21 protein-coding genes are annotated in these 18822 nt (G+C 69.2%); 11 read left to right on the top strand and 10 right to left on the bottom strand.

The genetic code is table 11. From position 1 onward, the window contains the following. Positions 1-14: 14 nt before the first annotated feature. The 4 genes from JNB_RS15380 to JNB_RS15395 form a co-directional block, all read right to left on the bottom strand. Positions 15-620 (bottom strand): energy-coupling factor transporter transmembrane protein EcfT, encoded by a 606-nt coding sequence (locus tag JNB_RS15380; RefSeq protein ID WP_009777431.1) that lies wholly within the window; start codon positions 618-620, stop codon positions 15-17. Next, a complete protein-coding gene (locus tag JNB_RS15385) occupies positions 620-1315 on the bottom strand; it encodes an energy-coupling factor ABC transporter ATP-binding protein (protein WP_009777432.1) in 696 nt (231 codons plus the stop codon). Before JNB_RS15385 ends, JNB_RS15380 begins: the two co-directional genes overlap by 1 nt. A 7-nt stretch (positions 1316-1322) precedes the next feature. Next, positions 1323-1910 carry a biotin transporter BioY gene (locus tag JNB_RS15390; protein WP_009777433.1) on the bottom strand — a complete coding sequence of 196 codons (588 nt, stop codon included), beginning with the start codon at positions 1908-1910 and terminating at the stop codon, positions 1323-1325. 61 nt (positions 1911-1971) lie between these two features. Further along, positions 1972-3396, bottom strand: a complete 1425-nt coding sequence (locus JNB_RS15395; RefSeq protein WP_050766724.1) for an MFS transporter — start codon at positions 3394-3396, stop codon at positions 1972-1974. A 54-nt stretch (positions 3397-3450) separates the two neighbouring features. On the opposite strand from JNB_RS15395, the gene soxR reads away from it, so the two are divergent. From soxR to JNB_RS15425, 6 genes are all read left to right on the top strand, one after another. Beyond that, positions 3451-3903: a redox-sensitive transcriptional activator SoxR gene (gene soxR / locus JNB_RS15400; RefSeq protein ID WP_009777435.1), complete on the top strand. Its 453-nt coding sequence runs from the start codon at positions 3451-3453 to the stop codon at positions 3901-3903. A 34-nt stretch (positions 3904-3937) separates the two neighbouring features. After that, positions 3938-4828, top strand: coding sequence for a phosphoribosylaminoimidazolesuccinocarboxamide synthase (locus JNB_RS15405; RefSeq protein ID WP_040885014.1), 891 nt, complete (start codon positions 3938-3940; stop codon positions 4826-4828). A gap of 107 nt (positions 4829-4935) precedes the next feature. Next, positions 4936-5601 (top strand): bifunctional 2-polyprenyl-6-hydroxyphenol methylase/3-demethylubiquinol 3-O-methyltransferase UbiG, encoded by a 666-nt coding sequence (locus tag JNB_RS15410; protein WP_050766633.1) that lies wholly within the window; start codon positions 4936-4938, stop codon positions 5599-5601. A gap of 41 nt (positions 5602-5642) precedes the next feature. Beyond that, the gene (locus JNB_RS15415) at positions 5643-5873 is read left to right on the top strand and encodes a hypothetical protein (RefSeq protein ID WP_009777438.1); all 231 of its coding nucleotides are present in this window, start codon (positions 5643-5645) and stop codon (positions 5871-5873) included. Positions 5874-5959: 86 nt separating this feature from the next. Next, on the top strand, positions 5960-9862 hold the full coding sequence (gene purL / locus JNB_RS15420; RefSeq protein WP_040885019.1) for a phosphoribosylformylglycinamidine synthase: 3903 nt from the start codon (positions 5960-5962) through the stop codon (positions 9860-9862). A gap of 97 nt (positions 9863-9959) precedes the next feature. Beyond that, positions 9960-10688 carry a hypothetical protein gene (locus JNB_RS15425; RefSeq protein WP_009777440.1) on the top strand — a complete coding sequence of 243 codons (729 nt, stop codon included), beginning with the start codon at positions 9960-9962 and terminating at the stop codon, positions 10686-10688. A 42-nt stretch (positions 10689-10730) separates the two neighbouring features. Here the strand turns inward: JNB_RS15425 and JNB_RS15430 are convergent, their stop codons facing one another. Continuing rightward, complete coding sequence (locus JNB_RS15430) at positions 10731-11192, bottom strand: MarR family winged helix-turn-helix transcriptional regulator (protein ID WP_009777441.1); 462 nt, start codon at positions 11190-11192, stop codon at positions 10731-10733. A 71-nt stretch (positions 11193-11263) separates the two neighbouring features. Here JNB_RS15430 and JNB_RS15435 point away from each other — a divergent pair, with 71 nt between their 5' ends. Next, positions 11264-11461 (top strand): hypothetical protein, encoded by a 198-nt coding sequence (locus tag JNB_RS15435; protein WP_009777442.1) that lies wholly within the window; start codon positions 11264-11266, stop codon positions 11459-11461. Between the two features lie 22 nt (positions 11462-11483). On the opposite strand, the gene JNB_RS15440 is transcribed toward JNB_RS15435, so the two are convergent. Beyond that, positions 11484-12284 carry a spermidine synthase gene (locus tag JNB_RS15440; RefSeq protein ID WP_009777443.1) on the bottom strand — a complete coding sequence of 267 codons (801 nt, stop codon included), beginning with the start codon at positions 12282-12284 and terminating at the stop codon, positions 11484-11486. 70 nt (positions 12285-12354) lie between these two features. After that, positions 12355-14361: a bifunctional UDP-sugar hydrolase/5'-nucleotidase gene (locus JNB_RS15445; RefSeq protein WP_009777444.1), complete on the bottom strand. Its 2007-nt coding sequence runs from the start codon at positions 14359-14361 to the stop codon at positions 12355-12357. A 163-nt stretch (positions 14362-14524) separates the two neighbouring features. Here JNB_RS15445 and JNB_RS15450 point away from each other — a divergent pair, with 163 nt between their 5' ends. Genes JNB_RS15450 through JNB_RS15460 form a run of 3 tightly spaced genes read left to right on the top strand, consistent with a single transcriptional unit; the run spans position 14525 to position 16034 of the window. Then, positions 14525-14911, top strand: a complete 387-nt coding sequence (locus tag JNB_RS15450; protein WP_009777445.1) for a sterol carrier family protein — start codon at positions 14525-14527, stop codon at positions 14909-14911. Between the two features lie 6 nt (positions 14912-14917). Next, on the top strand, positions 14918-15775 hold the full coding sequence (locus JNB_RS15455; protein ID WP_009777446.1) for an LLM class flavin-dependent oxidoreductase: 858 nt from the start codon (positions 14918-14920) through the stop codon (positions 15773-15775). Positions 15776-15785: 10 nt separating this feature from the next. Continuing rightward, positions 15786-16034 (top strand): hypothetical protein, encoded by a 249-nt coding sequence (locus tag JNB_RS15460; protein WP_085942717.1) that lies wholly within the window; start codon positions 15786-15788, stop codon positions 16032-16034. Between the two features lie 11 nt (positions 16035-16045). Here the strand turns inward: JNB_RS15460 and JNB_RS15465 are convergent, their stop codons facing one another. Then, positions 16046-16996: a DUF559 domain-containing protein gene (locus JNB_RS15465; protein WP_009777448.1), complete on the bottom strand. Its 951-nt coding sequence runs from the start codon at positions 16994-16996 to the stop codon at positions 16046-16048. 217 nt (positions 16997-17213) lie between these two features. Here JNB_RS15465 and JNB_RS15470 point away from each other — a divergent pair, with 217 nt between their 5' ends. Further along, positions 17214-17399, top strand: a complete 186-nt coding sequence (locus JNB_RS15470) for a hypothetical protein (RefSeq protein WP_040883889.1) — start codon at positions 17214-17216, stop codon at positions 17397-17399. Positions 17400-17412: 13 nt separating this feature from the next. On the opposite strand, the gene JNB_RS15475 is transcribed toward JNB_RS15470, so the two are convergent. Then, positions 17413-18219 (bottom strand): anti-sigma factor, encoded by an 807-nt coding sequence (locus JNB_RS15475; RefSeq protein WP_040883891.1) that lies wholly within the window; start codon positions 18217-18219, stop codon positions 17413-17415. After that, complete coding sequence (sigK, locus tag JNB_RS15480; protein WP_040883893.1) at positions 18216-18818, bottom strand: ECF RNA polymerase sigma factor SigK; 603 nt, start codon at positions 18816-18818, stop codon at positions 18216-18218. Before sigK ends, JNB_RS15475 begins: the two co-directional genes overlap by 4 nt. Between the last annotated feature and the right edge of the window lie 4 nt (positions 18819-18822).

Below are 18822 nucleotides of genomic sequence, written 5' to 3' on the forward strand. Positions count from 1 at the left end.
CTCCTCCCTGGAGTTCAGTCGTCGACGCCTCGCGCGGTCAGGGCCTCGCCCAGGCGGTCGGCATGACGCAACGACCGGACGATGAGCGGAACGGCGAACGCCCGCGGGCTCGCCCGCAGCCCTCGCGCGTGCTGGGCCTCACGGACCTCCTCGGCGAGCCCGATGACGACGTGCACAGACCGGATCCCGAGAGCGAGCATCAGCCCGACTCGTTCAGGGTCGACGCCGAACCGCCGCAGCCACCCACTCATGCGGACGACGATGTCGACCATGGCCGTGGTGCGTGTCGTCAGTGTCACGAGCCCGGCGAGCAGGACGAGCGACACGAACGAACCCACGACCCCGACCCCCGCCTGCCACGACGCGAAGATCCACTGGATCACCAACAACGGCACGGCAATCCACGCCAACTGCTTCACCTGACGAAGGAGAGCGCGAAGCGGCAGGCGCGCGACGGCATACCCGACAAGAACGAGCGCAAGGGCGAGCCCGACCTGCCACGGTGAGCGCCAGATCGCCAGGGCGATGCCGGAGGCCAACAGCACGAGGAGTTTCGTCCCGGCGCCGAGGCGGTGCACGACGGACGTGCCGGGGTGGAAGAGCGGGACGGCCTGAGCCATCAGCGAGTGGCGAGCGTGCGGTAGGCCGCCACGGCCCCGGCGGGCGCTCCGTCGTGGACGATCCGGCCGTCGTCGAAGACGAGCACACGGTCGAAGCCGTCGAGGAGGTCGAGGTGGTGGGTGACGAGGACGACCTGTTGCGGCAGGCCGTCGACGACCCGGCGGACCATGGCGGCGTTGCGGAGATCGAGCAGGGTCGTGGGTTCGTCGAGGACGAGCAGGTCGGGTTCGGTGACGAGGACGCTGGCGAGCGCGAGGAGCTGCTTCTGCCCGCCGGAGAGCAGGTGGGCGGGGTGGTCGGCGTGACCATCGAGCCCGTATGCCGTGAGCGCTGCCTGCGTGCGGGCGCGCATCTCGTCCTTGGAGAGACCGCGACGACGCAGCCCGAAGGCGATGTCCTCGCCGACGGTCGGCATGACGATCTGCGCGTCGGGGTCGGTGAAGCAGAAACCCACGCGGCGTCGGACCTCACGTCCGTCGCGCACGGTGTCGAGCCCGTCGATCGTCACGGCGCCCGAGTCGGGGTGGACGAGGCCGTTGAGGAGGCGGACGAAGGTGGACTTGCCCGAGCCGTTGGCCCCGACGATGCCGATGCGTGGCTCGGTGAGAGTGACGTCGAGGTCGACCAGGACGGGCCGCCGCGCCGCTCCGTCGCCGAATGAGTGGCTGACGGACGCGACGCGGATCTGTGGCATTCCTGGGTCAGACGGCGACGCGGTCGGCCGGCGCCGTCCGCGGGGCGCGCGCCGGGATGAGGCCGGGGTAGGCGGAGTGGACGCCCGCCGCGACGAACGCGGTGATGACGGCCTTGACGACGTCGCCGGGCATGAAGACCGCAGCCAGCGTCGTGGCCTTGACCAGCGAGACGTCGAGCATGATCGCCATGCCGATGATGCCAATGATGTTGAGCACGATGACGCCGCCCAGGATGTTGGCCATCACGCCGAGGGTCAGCTTGTAGGGGCGGCCGACCTTCTCGGTGAGCAGGCCGACGAGGAACGCCGCGACGGGGAAGCCGACGAGGTAGCCGACGCTCGGGCCGGCGAAGACGCCGAGGCCGCCGCGGCCGCCCGAGAGGAGCGGCAGGCCGATCGCGACGAGCGCGAGGAAGAGCAGGACCGACAGGGCGCCGCGCTTCGATCCGAGGATCGCGCCGGCGAGCATGATGCCCATCGACTGCGCGGTGATCGGCACGGAGCCGCCGAACGGGGCGATGGCCGGGATGAGGCCCAGGGCGGCGATGACGCCGGTGAAGATGGCGATGAGCGCGAGGTCGCGGGACTTGAGCATGGGAGGGAGTGTGCCAGTCCGACAGGGGGTTGCGGCACCCACGTCCGTGCCCGGAAATCTTCTACGGACGCATCCTGTGCGTGAGCGTGAGGGCAATCACGGCGGCGCCCAGGGAGATACCCATGAGTAGGGCGAAGACGGCCCCGTCGAGGGTGTCGTGACGGGCCGCGATGAGGGCTCCACCGCCGGCTGTCGTGAGGGCGCTGCCGAGGCTGGCGCCGATCTGGCTCGCCGCCGTGGCCTGCCCCTGCTCGTGCTCCGGGGCGAGGGTGAAGATCTCGGTGGACAGGCTCGGTGACGACAGACCCATGCCCGTGGCGGCGAGAGCCCAGCCCATGAGTCCGGGGACGAGGTCGACGATCTCGAGCGAGAGCAGGATGGGGCCGATCCCGCCGATGGCGATGAGGGAGAGGCCGAGACGGACGCGAGCGGCGGCGTCGAACCGGCGCTGCACCGCATCGAGGCTGTGGATGGCCGAGCCCGCCGCCCAGAACACGCCCGTGACGCTCAGGCTGATCCCGGCGAGGGCCGGCCCGACGTCGTGGGTGACGTCGAGCATGAGCGGCAGGTAGCCGCCGATGCCGCCGAAGGCGATGACGAGCAACGTGCGCAGAGCAACGACGGCGGGTATGCCGGGTGCTGCCGTGAGCGTTCCGGCTGGCAGTGCCGCTCGGATCGTGGCGACGAGGGCGATGGCGCCGACGACAAGGCTGGCGAGTCCGGCGATGCGGTGGTCGCCGCCGTCGAAGGCGAGGGGTCCGCCGATGCTGAGCAGGGCGACGGCGCTGGCGAGTCCGAGAGCGGGCAGGAGCGGCTTCTCGTGGCTCGGGTCCGCGGGTGTGGCGGCCGAGCCGGCATCGCGCGGACCGCTGACCCGGCGGAGCCCGGGGAGCAGCAGGAGGACGGCAGGGACGAGGAGCACGGTGGGCAGGAGGAAGACGAGCCGCCAACCCACGAGGGCCTCGGCAGCGCCGGCTGCTCCGGGGCCGAGGAGGCTGGGCAGGATCCAGGCCGCGGCGAAGGTCGCGAAGACCTTGGCCCGCAGGTGCTCGGGCAGGGCCCGGGCCGCGAAGACGAGGGTGGAGACGTCGATGAGCCCCTCGGCGATGCCCGACAGGCCGCGCCCGGCGATGAAGACCGCCATCGACGGGGCACTCGCTGTGACGACCTGGGCGGCCGCGAAGGTCGCGAGTCCGGTGAGCAGGACGGTCCGGGAGCCGAGGCGATCGACCCAACGTCCGGCGACGACGACGGCCACCATGAAGGTCACCATCGACGCGGCGTTGGCCGGTCCGAACCACGCGAGACCGTCGAGGGCGCGGGCCGCTGTCGGCATGATGCTGATCGTGGCGCGGTTCTCGAAGGCGCCGAGGGTGACGAGGGCGATGATGCCGATCGCCACGGGCAGGTGCTTGGCGCTGAAGAGCTTGTCCGGCGGGAGCTCTGTCTGGGTTGACGCGGTGGAGGCGTCGGCCGTCGAGGTCATGGGGAGCATCTTCATATCTCAAGCGCACTTGAGATCAAGCCCTACTCTGGAGTGGTGGACAAGAACGACGAACTGCCCATCGGTGAGGTCGCTGCCCGCAGCGGCGTCTCCGTCCCCACCGTCCGGTTCTACGAGGACCGCGGACTCATCCAGAGCGTGAGGAACGCCGGGAACCATCGCCGGTATCCACGGCATACGCTCCGCCGGATTGCGGTCGTGCGCGCGGGGCAACGGTTCGGGCTAAGCCTGGCCGAGATCGGGGAGGCGCTCGCGACCCTGCCGTCGGACCACCCGCCGACCAAGCGTGACTGGGCCCGGCTCTCGACCGTCTGGCACGACGCGCTGTCGGAGCGGATCGAGGCGCTCACCAAGGTTCGCGACGGGCTCACCGACTGCATCGGGTGCGGCTGCCTGTCGTTGACGTCATGCCCGATCTACAACGCCGACGATGGGCGCGCTGCCGATGGTCCGGGCGCCCAGCGTTGGCCAGCCGCCGCGAGGGCGTGACTCGTCCGTCGGTGCGGCTGACAGAATCGGCGGCATGACGACGCCCGCGACGCAGTCACCCCTCGAGGTCCCCGGCTTCACCCACGTCTACTCCGGCAAGGTCCGTGATCTCTATGAGCCGGACGGCCGCGACGACCAGCTGCTCCTCGTGGCGTCGGACCGGATCTCGGCGTTCGACTTCATCCTCGACCCGCCGATCCCCGACAAGGGTGCGGTGCTGACGCAGCTGTCGCTGTGGTGGTTCGACCAGCTGGCCGACCTCGTGCCCAACCACGTCGTGTCCGTTGACGTCCCCGAGGTGGTGGCCGGCCGCGCGGTGCTCGTGCGCAAGCTCGACATGGTGCCGGTCGAGTGTGTGGCCCGGGCCTATCTCACCGGTGGCGGACTGCGTGAGTATGCCGCCGACGGCACCGTGAGCGGGTTGTCCCTGCCTGGCGGGCTGCGGGACGGAGATCGGTTCGAGGCGCCACTGTTCACGCCGTCGACGAAGGCGCCGATGGGGGAGCATGACGAGCCGATGACCTATGAGGCGGTCGAGGCCGAGGTCGGGCCCGAGCTGGCCGCGACCCTGCGCGACCTCACGACGCGAATCCTGTCTCGTGGCAACGAGATCGCGGGGGAGCGGGGCATCCTCATCGCTGACACCAAGGTCGAGTTCGGCATCGATGGTGACGGGACGCTCATCCTCGCGGACGAAGTGCTGACGCCCGACTCGTCGCGCTTCTGGCCGGCCGACCAGTGGGAGCCCGGGCACACCCAGCCGAGCTTCGACAAGGAGTTCGTGCGCGAGTGGCTGCTGTCTCCGGAGAGCGGCTGGGACAAGTCGTCCGGCGAGGCGCCGCCGGCACTGCCCGCAGAGGTGGTCGAGCGGACGCGCGCGAAGTACGTCGAGGCCTACGAGCGCCTCACCGGCAAGACCTTCTGATCCAGCCGCCACCAGTCGGGGCTTCTGTGACGAGTCGGGGGTCGCGGATGCCCCGACCCGTCACACAACCCCCGACTCGCGAGCCTGGCTCGGGCTAACGTCGGAGGATGAGCACTGAGCCGAGGGGATGGCAGGCAGAGGCTGATCGACTGGCCAATGCGAGCGTGGGGCGGGGCGACCCGACGGGCTGGTTCGAGGAGCTCTATGCCGCAGGCGAGTCCGGCGAGGTGACGATGGCGTGGGACCACGACGACCCCCAGCCGCTGCTCGCGGACTGGACCCATGAGGGAGACGTCACAGGCGCGGGGCTCCGTGCACTCGTCGTCGGTTGTGGACTCGGCGCCGAGGCAGAGCACCTCGCAGCCCTGGGGTTCGCCACGACAGCGTTCGACCTCTCGCCGACGGCGATCCGCACGGCCCGCTCGAGGCACCCGGGCTCGAGCGTCGACTACCAGGTGGCTGACCTCCTCGATCCGCCGCGTGAGTGGCACCGGGCCTTCGACCTGGTCGTCGAGATCTACACCGTCCAGGCAGTGCCCCGCGACCTCCGCGACCGCATGATCTCGGCAGTGAGTGATCTGGTCGCGAGCGGAGGCACGCTGCTCGCCATCCAGGCGGTGCTCGACCCCGCCGACGACGGTTCGGGTCCGCCGTGGCCGCTCACGCGCGAGGAGATCGAGTCCTTCGTCCGGCACGGTCTCACCAAGGTTGCCGTCGAAGAGCTCCACCTCGCCGACACCAGCCCGCGTTGGAGGGCCGAGTTCGTCCGCTGAGGGTGGATCACCCTGTCGCCCACCTGGCATGCCATCGAAGCATGAGCACCCAGGTCTCCGTCCGCCTCGCTTGTCAAGTCCGCACTGGGACCTTGAGCGTCGAACTCCCCGTCGGCATCGGTGAAGGTCTTGATCGCGAGTCCGTTGCCAATCTCGACGAAGTCATGACCATTCGAGAAGAGGATCCTGGCCCCCAGATCGGTGTGTTGCCGCAGGTCAAGGAGACAGACCTTGCCGCCGCCGTGTTCCAGGCCTTCTCGCTCAGGTGGTGAGGGCCGAGGTCGCGGACCAACGCTGTTCGCCGGGCCAGTAGCCTGTGACTCGGCCCAGCCGCACCTCCCTGGAGATCGCCCACGTGATGGTTTCGACGCATGACCTCGCCCTGACCACTGTCGATGGAGGGTCTGCGCTCTCACCCTTTCGGGCCCGCGCCCTGCTCGCGAGGCTGCAACAGGTCGATCCCGCGATCGCAGGGGTCACGGCTCGCTTCGTCCACTGGGTCGCGAGCGAAGCGCCCCTCGACGACGCTGGGCGAGCCACGGTCGAGCGCCTCCTGACCTACGGCGATGCGTATGCCGGTCAGTCGCCTTCCGGTGATCCGCGGACTCTCGTCGTGGTTGCGCCGCGCCTGGGCACCATCTCGCCCTGGGCGAGCAAGGCCACCGACATCGCGCACAACTGCGGCATCGACATCCGACGCGTCGAGCGGGTCACGGAGTTCGTCGTCGAGGGCGTCGAGCTGACCAGCAGTGAGTCCGACGCAGAGCAGTGGGGCGCGATCGCAGCCGTCCTCCATGACCGGATGACCGAGACCGCGCTGCCCCTGCGTGAGGCCGCCGCCGCTCTCTTCGAGGAGCGCGAGGCCGAGCCGATGGAGCACGTCGACGTCCTCGGCGGAGGGCGCGAAGCGCTGGAAGGTGCGAACACGGCATACGGGCTGGCCTTGTCGGACGACGAGATCGACTATCTGGCGGCAGCGTTCACCGGACTGCAGCGCAACCCCACCGACGTCGAGCTGATGATGTTCGCGCAGGCCAACTCCGAGCACTGTCGGCACAAGATCTTCAATGCCGACTTCATCGTCGACGGCGAGCCGCAGGTGCGCAGCCTCTTCGGGATGATCCGGCACACCGAGAAAGTTGCCGGCGCGGGCACGATCGTGGCCTACAAGGACAACGCCAGCGTCATGGAAGGCGGGCGGATCGAGCGCTGGCTGCCCGGGCGCGGTGACGGCCCGACGGCCTACGCCGCTCGCGAGGAGGACGTCCACGTCCTCATGAAGGTCGAGACGCACAACCACCCGACCGCGATCTCACCCTTCCCGGGGGCCGCGACCGGCGCCGGTGGCGAGATCCGCGACGAGGGTGCGACGGGTCGGGGTTCGGCACCCAAGGCGGGGCTCACCGGGTTCGTCGTCTCGAACCTCCATCTCCCCGGGACCAACGAGCCGTGGGAGTCCGAGGTCTACGGCTCGCCCGACCACATCGCGACCCCCCTCGAGATCATGGTCGACGGCCCGATCGGTGCGGCGGCGTTCAACAACGAGTTCGGCCGGCCGGGGCTCGGCGGCTTCTTCCGGGTCTATGAGCAGACCGTCGACGGCGTGCGCCGCGGCTATCACAAGCCGATCATGAGCGCCGGTGGCCTCGGCTCGATCAGCGCCGACCAGACCGAGAAGGTCCTCTTCCCCGCCGGCACCCTGCTCGTCCAGATCGGTGGACCGGGCATGCGCATCGGCATGGGCGGTGGCGCCGCGTCGTCGATGGCCGCTGGTACCAACGCTGCTGACCTCGACTTCAACTCCGTGCAGCGTGGCAACCCCGAGATGGAGCGCCGCGCGCAGGAGGTCATCAACCACTGCTGGTCCCTCGGCGCCGACAACCCCGTGCTCGCGATCCACGACGTCGGTGCGGGCGGGCTGTCCAACGCCTTCCCCGAGCTCGTCAACGACGCTGGGCTCGGCGCGCGCTTCGACCTGTCCGCGATCCAGCTCGAGGAGTCCGGTCTCGCACCCAAGGAGATCTGGGTCAACGAGAGCCAGGAGCGCTATGTCATGGCGATCGCGCCGGAGTCGCTCGAGCTGCTCGAGTCGTTCGCCGCGCGTGAGCGTTGCCCGCTGGCCGTCATCGGTGTCGCCGCTGACGATGCGCAGCTGTTGGTGGCCGGTGACTCCGACGACGACGTGCCGATCGACATGCCCATGGAGGTTCTCCTCGGCAAGCCCCCGCGCATGACCCGCGACGCGACCCGGGTGTCCTGGACCGCTGACTCGCTCGACGTGAGCGACATCGATGTCCGCGACGCGGCATACGCCGTCCTTCGTCACCCCTCGGTTGCGAGCAAGCGCTTCCTCATCACCATCGGCGACCGCACGGTGGGCGGGTTCTCGCACCGCGACCAGCTCGTCGGTCCGTGGCAGGTTCCCGTGGCGGACGTTGCGGTCACCTTGGCCGACCACGTCGGCTTCGCGGGCGAGGCCATGGCCTCGGGGGAGCGTATGCCGCTCGCTTCCGTCAACGCTCCTGCCTCCGGTCGCATGGCGGTCGGGGAGGCGCTGACCAACCTCTTGGCGGCGCCGCTGCCCGCGCTGTCGGCCGTCAAGCTGTCGTGCAACTGGATGGCCGCGGCGGGCGAGGCCGGCGAGGACGCTGCGCTGTTCGACACGGTCGAGGCCGTGGCCATGGAGTTGTGCCCGGCCCTGGGGATCTCGGTCCCGGTCGGCAAGGACTCGATGTCGATGCGGACGAAGTGGACGGACCAGGCCTCGGGTGAGGGCCGCCAGGTGACGTCGCCGGTGTCGCTCGTCGTGTCGGCCTTTGCGGCCCTGCCCGACGTGCGCGGGACCCTCACACCTCAGCTCGAGCCTGACTCGGCCCTGGTGCTCGTGGACCTCGGGGCTGGTGCCAATCGTCTGGGGGGCTCGATGCTCGCTCAGGTGTCCGGCGTCTTTGGTGGCGCCGTGCCCGACCTCGACGACCCGTCGCGCCTGGTGGCATTTGCCGAGGCTGTGGGTGAGTTGCGTTCTCGTGGGCTGGTTTCGGCCTATCACGACCGCTCCGACGGTGGCCTCTGGGCGACCGTGTGCGAGATGGCGTTTGCCAGTGGGCTCGGGGTCGAGATCGCGGTTGACTCGGTCGAGGCCCTGTTCACCGAAGAGCTTGGCGCTGTGCTGGGCGTGCGCGCCGACTCGGTCAGCGAGGTCCGCGAGGTCCTCATCGCGTCTGGCGTCGGCGAGTTCTCGTCGATCATCGGCGGAACGCACCCGGAGCGTCGGGTCACCGTGTCCGTCGACGGTGAGGTGCCGCTCGACGAGTCCACCCAGGACCTTGCCCAGGCATGGGACGAGGTCTCCTGGCGGATCTCGTCGCTGCGTGACAACCCGGAGTGCGCCGACGAGGAGCACGCGGCGTTCGGCTCCGAGGACGACCCGGGACTGCACGTGTCGACGTCGTTCGACCCGACCGATGACATTGCTGCGCCGTTCCTCAACATCGGTGCGCGTCCTCGCGTCGCTGTGTTGCGCGAGCAGGGCGTCAACTCCCACATCGAGACGGCCTACGCGTTCCACCGCGCCGGGTTCGAGACGCTCGACGTCCACATGACCGACCTCCAGACGGGTCGGGCCTCCCTGTCCGACGTCGTCGGTTTGGTGGCGTGCGGCGGGTTCTCCTATGGCGACACGTTGGGCGCCGGCGAGGGCTGGGCGCGCTCGGTGCTCTTCAACGAAGGGCTCACCGAGGAGTTCTCGACCTTCTTCTCGCGCGGCGACACGTTCGGGCTCGGTATCTGCAACGGCGCCCAGATGTTCGCTGCGCTCGCGGACCTCATCCCCGGCGCCGACGCGTGGCCGCGGTTCACCCGCAACCGGTCCGAGCAGTACGAAGCCCGGCTCTCGCTCGTCGAGGTCCTCGAGTCACCGTCGATCTTCACGTCAGGCATGGCTGGCTCACGCATCCCGATCGCCGTGGCCCACGGTGAGGGCTTCGCGAACTTCTCGACCCGGGGCGACCAGGCCTCAGTCCAGCGGGTGGCCCGGTTCGTCAACAACGATGGTGGCGCCGCGACGGCATACCCGTTCAATCCCAACGGTTCCCCGGACGGGCTCACCTCGGTGACCACGACGGACGGAAGGTTCACCGCGATGATGCCGCACCCCGAGCGGGTCCAGCGCAACGCGCAGATGTCGTGGACCAGCGGTCGCGTCGAAGAGGTCTCCCCGTGGATGCGCATGTTCCGCAACGCCCGCACCTACACCGGCTGATCCGAACTCCCCACCGCCCACCGAATGCGCGCCTAGCCTGTGACACATAGGTTGAGCAGAGATTCCGGACTCGATGCAGGGGGTGCCAGTGCGGGCAATGTCGGAGGCGCGTCTCTCCACCCTGACCACCCGGCTGCTGGCTGGCGCGTCGGTGCTGAGTCTGGTCGGGGTCGGGCTGGTCATGCGGTTCGCGTGGGACTCCGCCGCTGTGGTCTACGGACCGCAGGGGGAGACCTCCACTGGCTCCCCTGCGCTCGAGCAACGGCTCCAGATGGTCCTACAGGATCTCTCCTATCGGCAGGTGGGCATTCCGCTCGTGGTGTCGTCCGCGCTGGCCGCTGCGGCCGTCGCGACCCTGCACAGGCACCCGTCGCCGGCGCAGGTCCGACGGCTTCGGTGGGAGGTCCTGGGCGCCGGCCTCCTCACGCTGGTCGTCGTTGTCCTGTTCGCCCTCGCCAACCTCTATGTCCTTGCTGGCCCCGCCCCGATGAGCGACCAGCCGTTCGGCCCTCCGTCACCATTCGAGTTGACCGCTGGCAACCTGACGGCCCTCGCGGCCTCGCTCCTGATCCTCACCGCCGCGACCCTCTGGTGGCTGCGCCTCGAGCCAGCCGCTGACGGCACAGACGACGCCGCCAATGACGCCACCAATGACGAGCCCGGCGACGACGTGCGCGACGATCGCGAGGTGTCGGTTGAGCAGGAGGCCGTGAGCGTCCCGGCTCCCGTGCAGGCATCACCTGGCTCGTCGGACAGCACGGGTCACGAGGGCGCCAAGGACTACTCGCGAGACTGGTCGCCGGAGGACTTCCGGCGACCGAGCTGACCGCCCGGAAGGATGGGAGCGGGTGCCCGGGTGCGGCCCGGGTCAGGACCGCGCCGCGGCGATGAGGCGGGTGAGCCCGGCACGCAGCTCCTCGAGGTCCCCGATCTCCCAGCCGAGGCGCTTGATGATCGCGGGTGGCACCTGCTCGGCGCGGCTCCTGAGCCGAGTGCCGCTGGGGGTGAGCGAGACGGCCAGCGCGCGCTCGTCGCGAGGATCGCGCCCGCGGGTGATGAGCCCGCTGGACTCGAGGCGCTTGAGGAGCGGTGACAGGGTGCCCGGCTCGAGGCTGACGCGGCGCCCGAGCTCGCTCACCTTGAGGGGCGTCTCCTCCCAGAGAGCGAGCATGACGAGGTACTGCGGGTGGGTCAGCCCCATCGGCTCGAGTAGTGGTTTGTAGAGCGCGATGACGTTGCGGGACGCCACGGACAGGGCGTAGCAAACCTGGCGGTCGAGAGCCAGCAGATCGGTTCCCGCAGACACGGGGCTGGTCTTCGACGTCGTCATGGGGGCGATCCTACGTGGCTTGGCTGATATTGTGAGTGCACAAACTATGAGTGCACAAAGAAAGGTCGCTGATGGGGAAGCCGGAGAACGAGGGACTGTCGCTGGGCTACCGGCTCGGCTACCGCATCCAGATGGCGATGTGGGAGGTCTTCGGTCCGGCGCAGCTCGGAGCGGGTGACGACCCCCAGATGCGACTGGAGCGCCGTCGTCAGGCCAAGGTCGCCGCAGCCCGTGAGGCCAGGGCCGCCCGCGAGGCCGAGGCGGCCTGACGCACGCGAGGAGCGCGCAGTGTCAGGTGGGTGGGGCGGGGGAGTCGGCGGTGTCGCCCGCGGCGGCGCTGAACGGAGCGGCGTTGGCGCCACGTGAGATCACGTCGTTCGGGGGGACCACGCCGGTGGGAAGCGCGAGCCGCGCGGTCGCCCGGCGCATGTCGAACAGCGGCAACGGGTCGCGCGTCGCCGCCAGCACCACGTTGCCGAAACCCTTGCTCTTCAGGACCTGGTGCAACCCGACGTAGGCCGTCTGCGCACCCGGGCCCAACGCGGCCCGGGCACCCGAGGCGACGCGCGCGGCATACCGGAGCCCTGGACGATCGCCAAGGTTCGCGAGGAACAGACCTCCCGGCGCGAGAACTCGCGCAACCTCGCCCAGCCACTCCACGGTGGTGAGTCCGCTGGGGACCTGCCCGTCGACATACGCATCAAGAATGACGAGATCCGCACTGGCAGAGGCCAGTCCGGCAACACCCTCTTCGCCGCGCAACGGCCGCACCCGGATCCGGTGACCACGCGGCAGGGGCAGCTCGCGGCGCACCGACTCGGTCAGGGCGACGTCCGGCTCGAGCACGATCTGTGGTGACCCCGGCCGAGTCGCATGCACCCACCGCGCCAACGTCAGCCCGGCCCCACCGACATGCGTGACGCGCAACGGCGCCGGCCGCGCAAAGACGGCGTCGATGCAGAGCGCGAGGTGCTGGACGTACTCGAAGACGAGCAGTTCGGGGTCGCTGAGCGACACCGCCGACTGGGGGTGCTCACCGATGCGAATCCACGTGACGTCGCCGTCCTGCTCGAACTCCGCCGCGTCGCTCACCCGCAAAGCCAAGCACCCCCTGCGCCGCAACGGCGCAGGGGGTGCTTGAGAGTGCGAACTGGGTGGAGCGTCAGCCCTTGACCTGCACGGGGACCCACGCGGTCGTGCCCGACGGCGCTGCGACGATCTTGATGTAGACCGTGCGCGGCGAGTCATCCGGGAGGATCTTGCCGATGAGCTTGAAGGCCACGTCGGCGACACCGTCACGCGACGGCACACCCTCGACGCGGACCGAGCTGACCTTGGCGGTCGTGGCGGTGCGACCGTCGATCGAGACGAGCACCGAGGTGTTCTTCACCTTCCCGTTGGACGAGAGGTCGACGCCCTCGACGCGGAACGTCGTCGTCTTGCCGTAGTTGATCGCCGTCGGAGCGTTGAGGATGGCGACACCGTGCTGGACCGGGCTCGGCGTGACCGGGCTGTTGGCCTTGAACCAGTCGACGAACGCGTTCTGGTCGACCAGACCCGAGTCGCGGTAGTTCGTGCCCTTGAGGAACGTGCCGAAGTTGTCCGGCGCGACACCCGTGTTGGTGATGAGGAACGACGCCGAGGCGATCGTGTAGACCTTCGCCGGGTCGATCGGAGCACCGCCCACGAAGATTCCCGTGATCCGTGAGCCCTGGGCCCGGGTCGGGTCATAGGTGTAGGTCACGTTCTTCGAGAGCCCCATGGCGAGGAACGGACGGGACACGCCAGCCGGCTGCCACTGCTCCTCGAGGATCTGCTTGAACTGTGCGCCGGTGTAGTCAGCCGTCTTGACGGTGTTGCCGAACGGCAGGACCGTGGCGGCCTGCGCGAAGGTCACGGTGCCGTCGGTGCCGTAGAGCAGGTCGGCGCGGACGCCACCCGGGTTCATGACACCGATGTCGGCGCCCATGTCGCGGCCCGGAGCGTTGACGACGTCGACGTACTGCTGGGCGACGAGGTTGGACAGGGCCGACTCGCGCTTGCGGTCATCGGCACCGTCTCGCAGGATGTCGGCCGTGATCTTGCCGACCGGCTGGGCGGCGATCGGGGCGGCAAACGCGATGGCGTCGTCGATGACCTTGGCCGCCGACTGGTAGGTCGCGTTGGTGAGGCACGCGGGCGACGGGGCGACGGCCGGGACGTTGGCCGCGTTGTAGCCGGTGACCTTCTTGGTCGCCGGGTCGTAGCCGAGCTGGACCTTGCCGACGGCTGCGGCGTAGTTGCCGGTCTGGAGCACCGGACGGGTCGAACCAGCCGCTTCGCCCGGGATCTGCACGTCATAGACATAGGCCTGGTGCGTGTGACCCTGGAGGATCGCGGCGACCTTGGCCGAGGTGTCGTTGACGAGGTGCGCGAAGACCGGAACGGCCAGCTGGTCGGCGAGCGTGCCCGTCGTCGAGGAGTAGGGGCCGCCCTCGTGGTACTCAGCGATGAGGACGTCGGCCTCACCGTTGGCCTCGTTGCCGTCGGTGAGCTCGTTGGCCACGCGGTTGACGCCGTCGACCGGGTCGATGAAGTCGAGGTTCGCGACGCCGGTGCCGGCGACCAGGCTCGGGGTGTCCTTGGTGACGGCACCGATGACGCCGACGCGAACGCCCGCGACGTCGTAGATCTCGTGCGTCTTGAGGGCTGGGGTCTGCGTGCCCTTGATCAGGACGTTGGCACCGAGGTACTCGTAGTCGGCACGGGGCTCGACGCGCTGCGTGAGGTCGTCGTAGCCGGCGTCGAACTCGTGGTTGCCCACGGAGGAGGCATTCATGCCGAGCGCGTTGAGGTAGTCGATCGTCGGCGCATCGTCCTGCACGGCGGACGTGAACGGCGAGGCGCCGATGAGGTCGCCCGCACCGAGGGTGAGGGTGTTGGCCGCGCCGAGCTGCTCACGCTGCGTGAGGATCGTGCAGGCGAAGTTCTTGCCCAACGTGCCCTTGCCATCGGTGTCGATGCGACCGTGGAAGTCGTTGAGGTTGAGGATGTTGATGGCGGTGGTGCCCGCAGGGAGCGGTCCGCCCTTCATGTTGGTCGCTGCCGACGCCGGGGTGCCGGTCATCGCTGCCGAACCAGCCAGAATCAGGCCGGTCGTGGCTGCGGCGAGCTTTCTGCCGTGCTTCATGTGTCCTCCGGGGGAACCATCCACGCCGGGCAGGGTCCCGGCAACTCGACCATGCTGCCCCAAGAACCGAAGCGAGTCACCGCGTCTGCATAACTATTTGTGAAATCGCCATGACGAGCGGTCGGCCCTGAGCACGATCGGCAACAGAACTACGATGACGGGTATGCCGCCCCGTCGCCGAATTCTTGTCGCCGACGGTCGCGCCGCCCTCACCTCGTGGGCCACGGCAGAGCGGGCGGGCGAGGCTGTCGACCGGCCCACGACTGCCCTCGCCGTGCGCTTCACGCTCGAGGAGTTGGGCGTGCGAGCCCCGGGCCGGAGCGTCGAGGTGCGCGTCCCACCCTTCGGTGTCGTGCAGTGCGTCGAGGGGCTCCAGCACCGTCGGGGCACCCCGCCCAACGTCATCGAGACGGACGCGGCCACGTGGCTCGCCCTCGCCGTCGGCCACGAGAGCCTGACCGACGCGGCCGGTGACGGGCGCCTGCGGGTGAGCGGCACGCGAGCCGACCTCACGGCATACCTGCCGCTCTTTCCCGACACCGAAGGCTGAAACCTCATGCGACACGGAATCTCGATCCTGCCCGACCTGCCCTGGCGTGAGGCCGGACCGCGCTGGCAGGCGGCCGAGGAGATGGGCTTCGCGCACGCCTGGGTCTATGACCACCTCGTGTGGGGCGGGCTCCCCGACAGTGCGTGGTTCCCGGCGGTGCCGACGCTGGCGGCTGCCGCGGGCGTGACGTCGACGATCCGGCTGGGGACGTTCGTGACCTCGCCGAACTTCCGCCACCCCTACGTCTTTGCGCGTGACGTCCTGGCGCTCGACGACCTGTCGGGCGGGCGGTTCATTGCGGGGCTCGGGACCGGTGGCGACCTCGACTCGTCGGTGCTGGGGGAGTCGCATGCGCTCAAGGCTCGGGTCGACCGCTTCCATGAGTACGTCCCGTTGCTGGATCGGCTGCTGCGCGAGGACCACGTCGACCACGACGGACAGTGGTATGCCGTCCGCGACGCCCGGACGCTGCCGGGTCCCGTTCGCGATCGCGTGCCTTTCGTGGTGGCTGCCAACGGGCCGCGCTCGCTGCGGCTGGCTGCCGCCCACGGGCAGGGCTGGGTCACGACGGGGGTCAAGGCAGAGACGCTCGACGATTGGTGGACGGGTGTCGCCGGGCTCGCGGAGAAGTTCACCGCGACCGCAGGCTCCGAGGGGATCGACCGCTATCTCCTGCTCGACGCGTCACCGCAGTTCTCGCTGGAATCCGTGGGGGTCTACGAGGAGATGACCGGGCGCGCGGCCGAGCTGGGCTTCACTGACACCATCACGCACTGGCCTCGATCCGACTCCCCGTATGCCGGGTCGCTCGCAACGCTCGAGGCCGTCGCCTCCGGTGTCGTCGCGGCGGCGAACGGCAAGTAGCGTGGAGGCCGTGAGCAGTCAGGTTCGTCGCCCCAACCACCTCCGCATCCTCATCACCGGAGCGGTGGTGGGCTTTGCGATCGGTGGCTTCTTCGGTCTCTACCGCGGTCTCGAGTCCTCGAGCCAGGTGTCGCAGGGTCAGTACGCCACGTCATCGGCTGTCGGCTACATGGGCTTGTTGGGCGCGCTGGTCGTCGGTCTGCTCGCGGCGGGGGTCTCAGTCTTCCTGGAAGCCCTGTCGGAGCGCCGCAACCGCTGACCGCCCGACCATCAGTCGACCCTGGCGAGTGGCCCTGACCGGCGTGTCGTGACCCAGGCGACCACCGGTTGGTAGTTCTCCGGCAGGCAGCACAGGTCCTGCCCGAGCCGGAGTGTGACAGCAGCCTTGACCTGGTCGCGAACCCAATCGGGTTGATGCATGACCTGTTCCCACGTGAAGCGCAACACGAGCCACCCACTCGTGGTGAGTCGGGTGTAGCGCGCACAGTCGCGATCCTGCGCAGACCGCTCTCCGTGGTACTCCATGCTGTCCGCCTCGAGGACGAGCCGAAGGTGGAGGTCGGCCAGATCGACGCGGCCGATCCATCCGGCGGAGTCGTCGATGCGCACTTGGGCCTCCACCCTGAGCCCCGCAACGTCGAGCGCAATCGCACGAAGTACCGACTCGAAGGGCCCGGCGGCCTCAGCGTTGGCTTGGTCGAGAACGCCGAGAACGCGTGGGCGCAGTTGCGGGTCGAGATTCGCGGCGAGCTGACGCAACTCCGAGCGGCGCACCTTGCGGGACCGCAGGGCGGAGTCAGCGATGGCCAGGGCCTCGTCGAAGGGCAGCAGCACCGCGCAGTCGATGACTGTCCTGTGGGGTGACGTCACCCAACCGTCGACGATGTCGTCAACTGAGATGTCGCGCCAGCGCACGTCCCGGCGGGACTGGTCCGGCGCGACCTTGCGACCCCGCGGCACAGCGACCTGCGGCAGTCGCGGTGACCACTTGCGCTGCCAGCCCCAGTGAGCTGCCGCGGAAAGCAGGATGGCGGTGCCCTTGAGCTCATGGGCGGCAGCCTTGGCCTCGATGTCCGTCGGGATGGCGTACCGCCCTCGGCCCACTCGGCAAATCTCGCCGCGCGACACGGCGGCTTCGATCTGGGCGCGCGTGGCAACCCCGAGGAGGGCCTTGCGCGAGCTGATCCCGCCCAAGACCTCCAGCTCGCGCACCAGATCCACCACTTCAGTCTGGGTGAAACGCGAGACTCGGCCGCTGAGTTATCCACACCGACCGCGTGACGATCAGCCGATACCGACACCGTCACGACACGCCGCGGCACACCACTCCTGAACCGGTGGCTGGTAGTCAGCCGGTCGACGAGTAGCGTGCGGATGTGGATCACTCCCAGAAGGCAGCCCTGAACGAACCGCGCCACACCGACCTCGAGCGGCAGTCATGAGTCCCCGGGTGCGAGTGATTCTCGGCGTCGTGCTCATGGTCATCGGCGCCATCTGGGGACTTCAGGGTTTGGGCGTCATCGGCGGTAGCGCCATGTCGGGCGTCACGCTCTGGGCCGTGATCGGACCGCTGGTCGTCGTGGGCGGGCTGACCCTCGCACTGAGCGGTCGCCGCAAACCCTGACCCGAGCCCTCGGTCAGGCGAAGGAGAAGAGGGCGACGGGGGCGGTCGTCGGGTGCTCGGACCCGCTGGCCGGCTCCAGGGTGATCCCGGCACCGGTCGCAATGGTCGCGTCACCCTGCATCGGGATCGTCACGGCGCCACTGCCCCGGATGAGGCCTGCGCTGACCATTCCCTGGCCGGGCACATCGAACCAGAGCTGGTAGGCCTTGCCGAAGGGTGCCTCAGGCATCGCGTCGGCGAGGAAGACGGCCTTCTTGTGCGAGGGACTGCGCACGATCGTGATCTCGGAGGTCCCCATCGGCTGTTCGACGCGCTGTGCATCGCTGGCGCTCAGGACCTGCTCGGTCGCGGTCAGTCGCGGTGCGTCGTCGTTCCAGGGCTGCCACACGGCTCCGCCAACGGCGAAGACGGCTGCGGCGGCGGCGGCCGCCAGCCAGGGCTGCACCCGGAACCGGCGGCGGCGGGCGGCGAGCTCGTCGACAGGAGCCGATGCCGGCGCTGCCGAGACGGTCAGAGGGGCTGAATCGGTCACAGGAGCCGTCTCGAGCGACTCGATCGACTCGGCCGGGACCTGCTCCACCGACGTGATCGGTGAGAGCTGGCGGGTCTGCGAGATGGCCGAGAGGACCGACGCACGCAGAGGAGGAGGGGGAGGAAGTTCGACGTCGATGGCCATGGCGGCTGCGGCTGCCTGCAGCTCGGCCACCTCGGCGCGGCAGTCCTCGCACAGGTCGAGGTGGATCTCGAAGGAGCGTCGCTCCTCGTCGGTCACAGCATTGACGGCATATGCACCTGCCAAAGCGTGGGTGTCTGGATTCATGCCGTCACCTCCAAGGTGTCGCGCAGTCTGATGAGTCCATCTCGGATCCGAGTCTTGGCCGTTCCGAGCGGTATGCCCAGGAGTGCTGCGACTTCGGTGTGAGTGTGTCCGCCGAGGTAGGCCAGCTCAATCGCGCCCCGTTGGGTCTCGGTGAGTGTGGCCAGTGCGCGGCGTACACGCTGCTGGTCGAGCCGAACCTCAACCTCTTCGAGAGTTGAGTCGTGCTCGCGTTCGGTGGTCGTGGTCTCGTAGGTCACTTCGCGGGCCTTGCTGGCTTCGGCCGAGCGAACCCGGTCAACGGCCTTGCGGTGCGCGATGGTGAGCATCCACGAGAGGGGCGATCCCCGTGAGGGGTCGAACCGGGTGCAGTGCCGCCAGATGTCGAGGAAGGCCTCTTGTGTGACCTCTTCGCTCTGTGCCCGGTCGCGAACGACCCGGACGACCAGACCGTGAACCCTGGCGGCGGTGGCGTCGTAGAGCTGAGCGAACGCTGCCTCGTCACCGCGAGCGGAGCGAGTCAGCAGAGCGCCGAGATCCGGTCCCATGGCAGCAGCCGGCGAAGGTGTGTTACCTGATCCGACTGCTGCCATGACGACCATGATT

This window comes from Janibacter sp. HTCC2649, from assembly GCF_000152705.1.
In the GTDB taxonomy this organism is placed as follows: Bacteria; Actinomycetota; Actinomycetes; order Actinomycetales; family Dermatophilaceae; genus Knoellia.

What these genes read in the sequence shown, in the direction of transcription:
- JNB_RS15380 (WP_009777431.1), bottom strand. Translation starts at nt 620, where the DNA reads ATGGCTCAGGCCGTCCCGCTCTTCCACCCCGGCACGTCCGTCGTGCAC.
- JNB_RS15385 (WP_009777432.1), bottom strand. Translation starts at nt 1,315, where the DNA reads ATGCCACAGATCCGCGTCGCGTCCGTCAGCCACTCATTCGGCGACGGA.
- JNB_RS15390 (WP_009777433.1), bottom strand. Translation starts at nt 1,910, where the DNA reads ATGCTCAAGTCCCGCGACCTCGCGCTCATCGCCATCTTCACCGGCGTC.
- JNB_RS15395 (WP_050766724.1), bottom strand. Translation starts at nt 3,396, where the DNA reads ATGACCTCGACGGCCGACGCCTCCACCGCGTCAACCCAGACAGAGCTC.
- JNB_RS15405 (WP_040885014.1), top strand. Translation starts at nt 3,938, where the DNA reads ATGACGACGCCCGCGACGCAGTCACCCCTCGAGGTCCCCGGCTTCACC.
- JNB_RS15410 (WP_050766633.1), top strand. Translation starts at nt 4,936, where the DNA reads ATGAGCACTGAGCCGAGGGGATGGCAGGCAGAGGCTGATCGACTGGCC.
- JNB_RS15415 (WP_009777438.1), top strand. Translation starts at nt 5,643, where the DNA reads ATGAGCACCCAGGTCTCCGTCCGCCTCGCTTGTCAAGTCCGCACTGGG.
- purL (WP_040885019.1), top strand. Translation starts at nt 5,960, where the DNA reads ATGGTTTCGACGCATGACCTCGCCCTGACCACTGTCGATGGAGGGTCT.
- JNB_RS15425 (WP_009777440.1), top strand. Translation starts at nt 9,960, where the DNA reads ATGTCGGAGGCGCGTCTCTCCACCCTGACCACCCGGCTGCTGGCTGGC.
- JNB_RS15430 (WP_009777441.1), bottom strand. Translation starts at nt 11,192, where the DNA reads ATGACGACGTCGAAGACCAGCCCCGTGTCTGCGGGAACCGATCTGCTG.
- JNB_RS15435 (WP_009777442.1), top strand. Translation starts at nt 11,264, where the DNA reads ATGGGGAAGCCGGAGAACGAGGGACTGTCGCTGGGCTACCGGCTCGGC.
- JNB_RS15445 (WP_009777444.1), bottom strand. Translation starts at nt 14,361, where the DNA reads ATGAAGCACGGCAGAAAGCTCGCCGCAGCCACGACCGGCCTGATTCTG.
- JNB_RS15450 (WP_009777445.1), top strand. Translation starts at nt 14,525, where the DNA reads ATGCCGCCCCGTCGCCGAATTCTTGTCGCCGACGGTCGCGCCGCCCTC.
- JNB_RS15455 (WP_009777446.1), top strand. Translation starts at nt 14,918, where the DNA reads ATGCGACACGGAATCTCGATCCTGCCCGACCTGCCCTGGCGTGAGGCC.
- JNB_RS15470 (WP_040883889.1), top strand. Translation starts at nt 17,214, where the DNA reads ATGAGTCCCCGGGTGCGAGTGATTCTCGGCGTCGTGCTCATGGTCATC.
- JNB_RS15475 (WP_040883891.1), bottom strand. Translation starts at nt 18,219, where the DNA reads ATGAATCCAGACACCCACGCTTTGGCAGGTGCATATGCCGTCAATGCT.
- sigK (WP_040883893.1), bottom strand. Translation starts at nt 18,818, where the DNA reads ATGGTCGTCATGGCAGCAGTCGGATCAGGTAACACACCTTCGCCGGCT.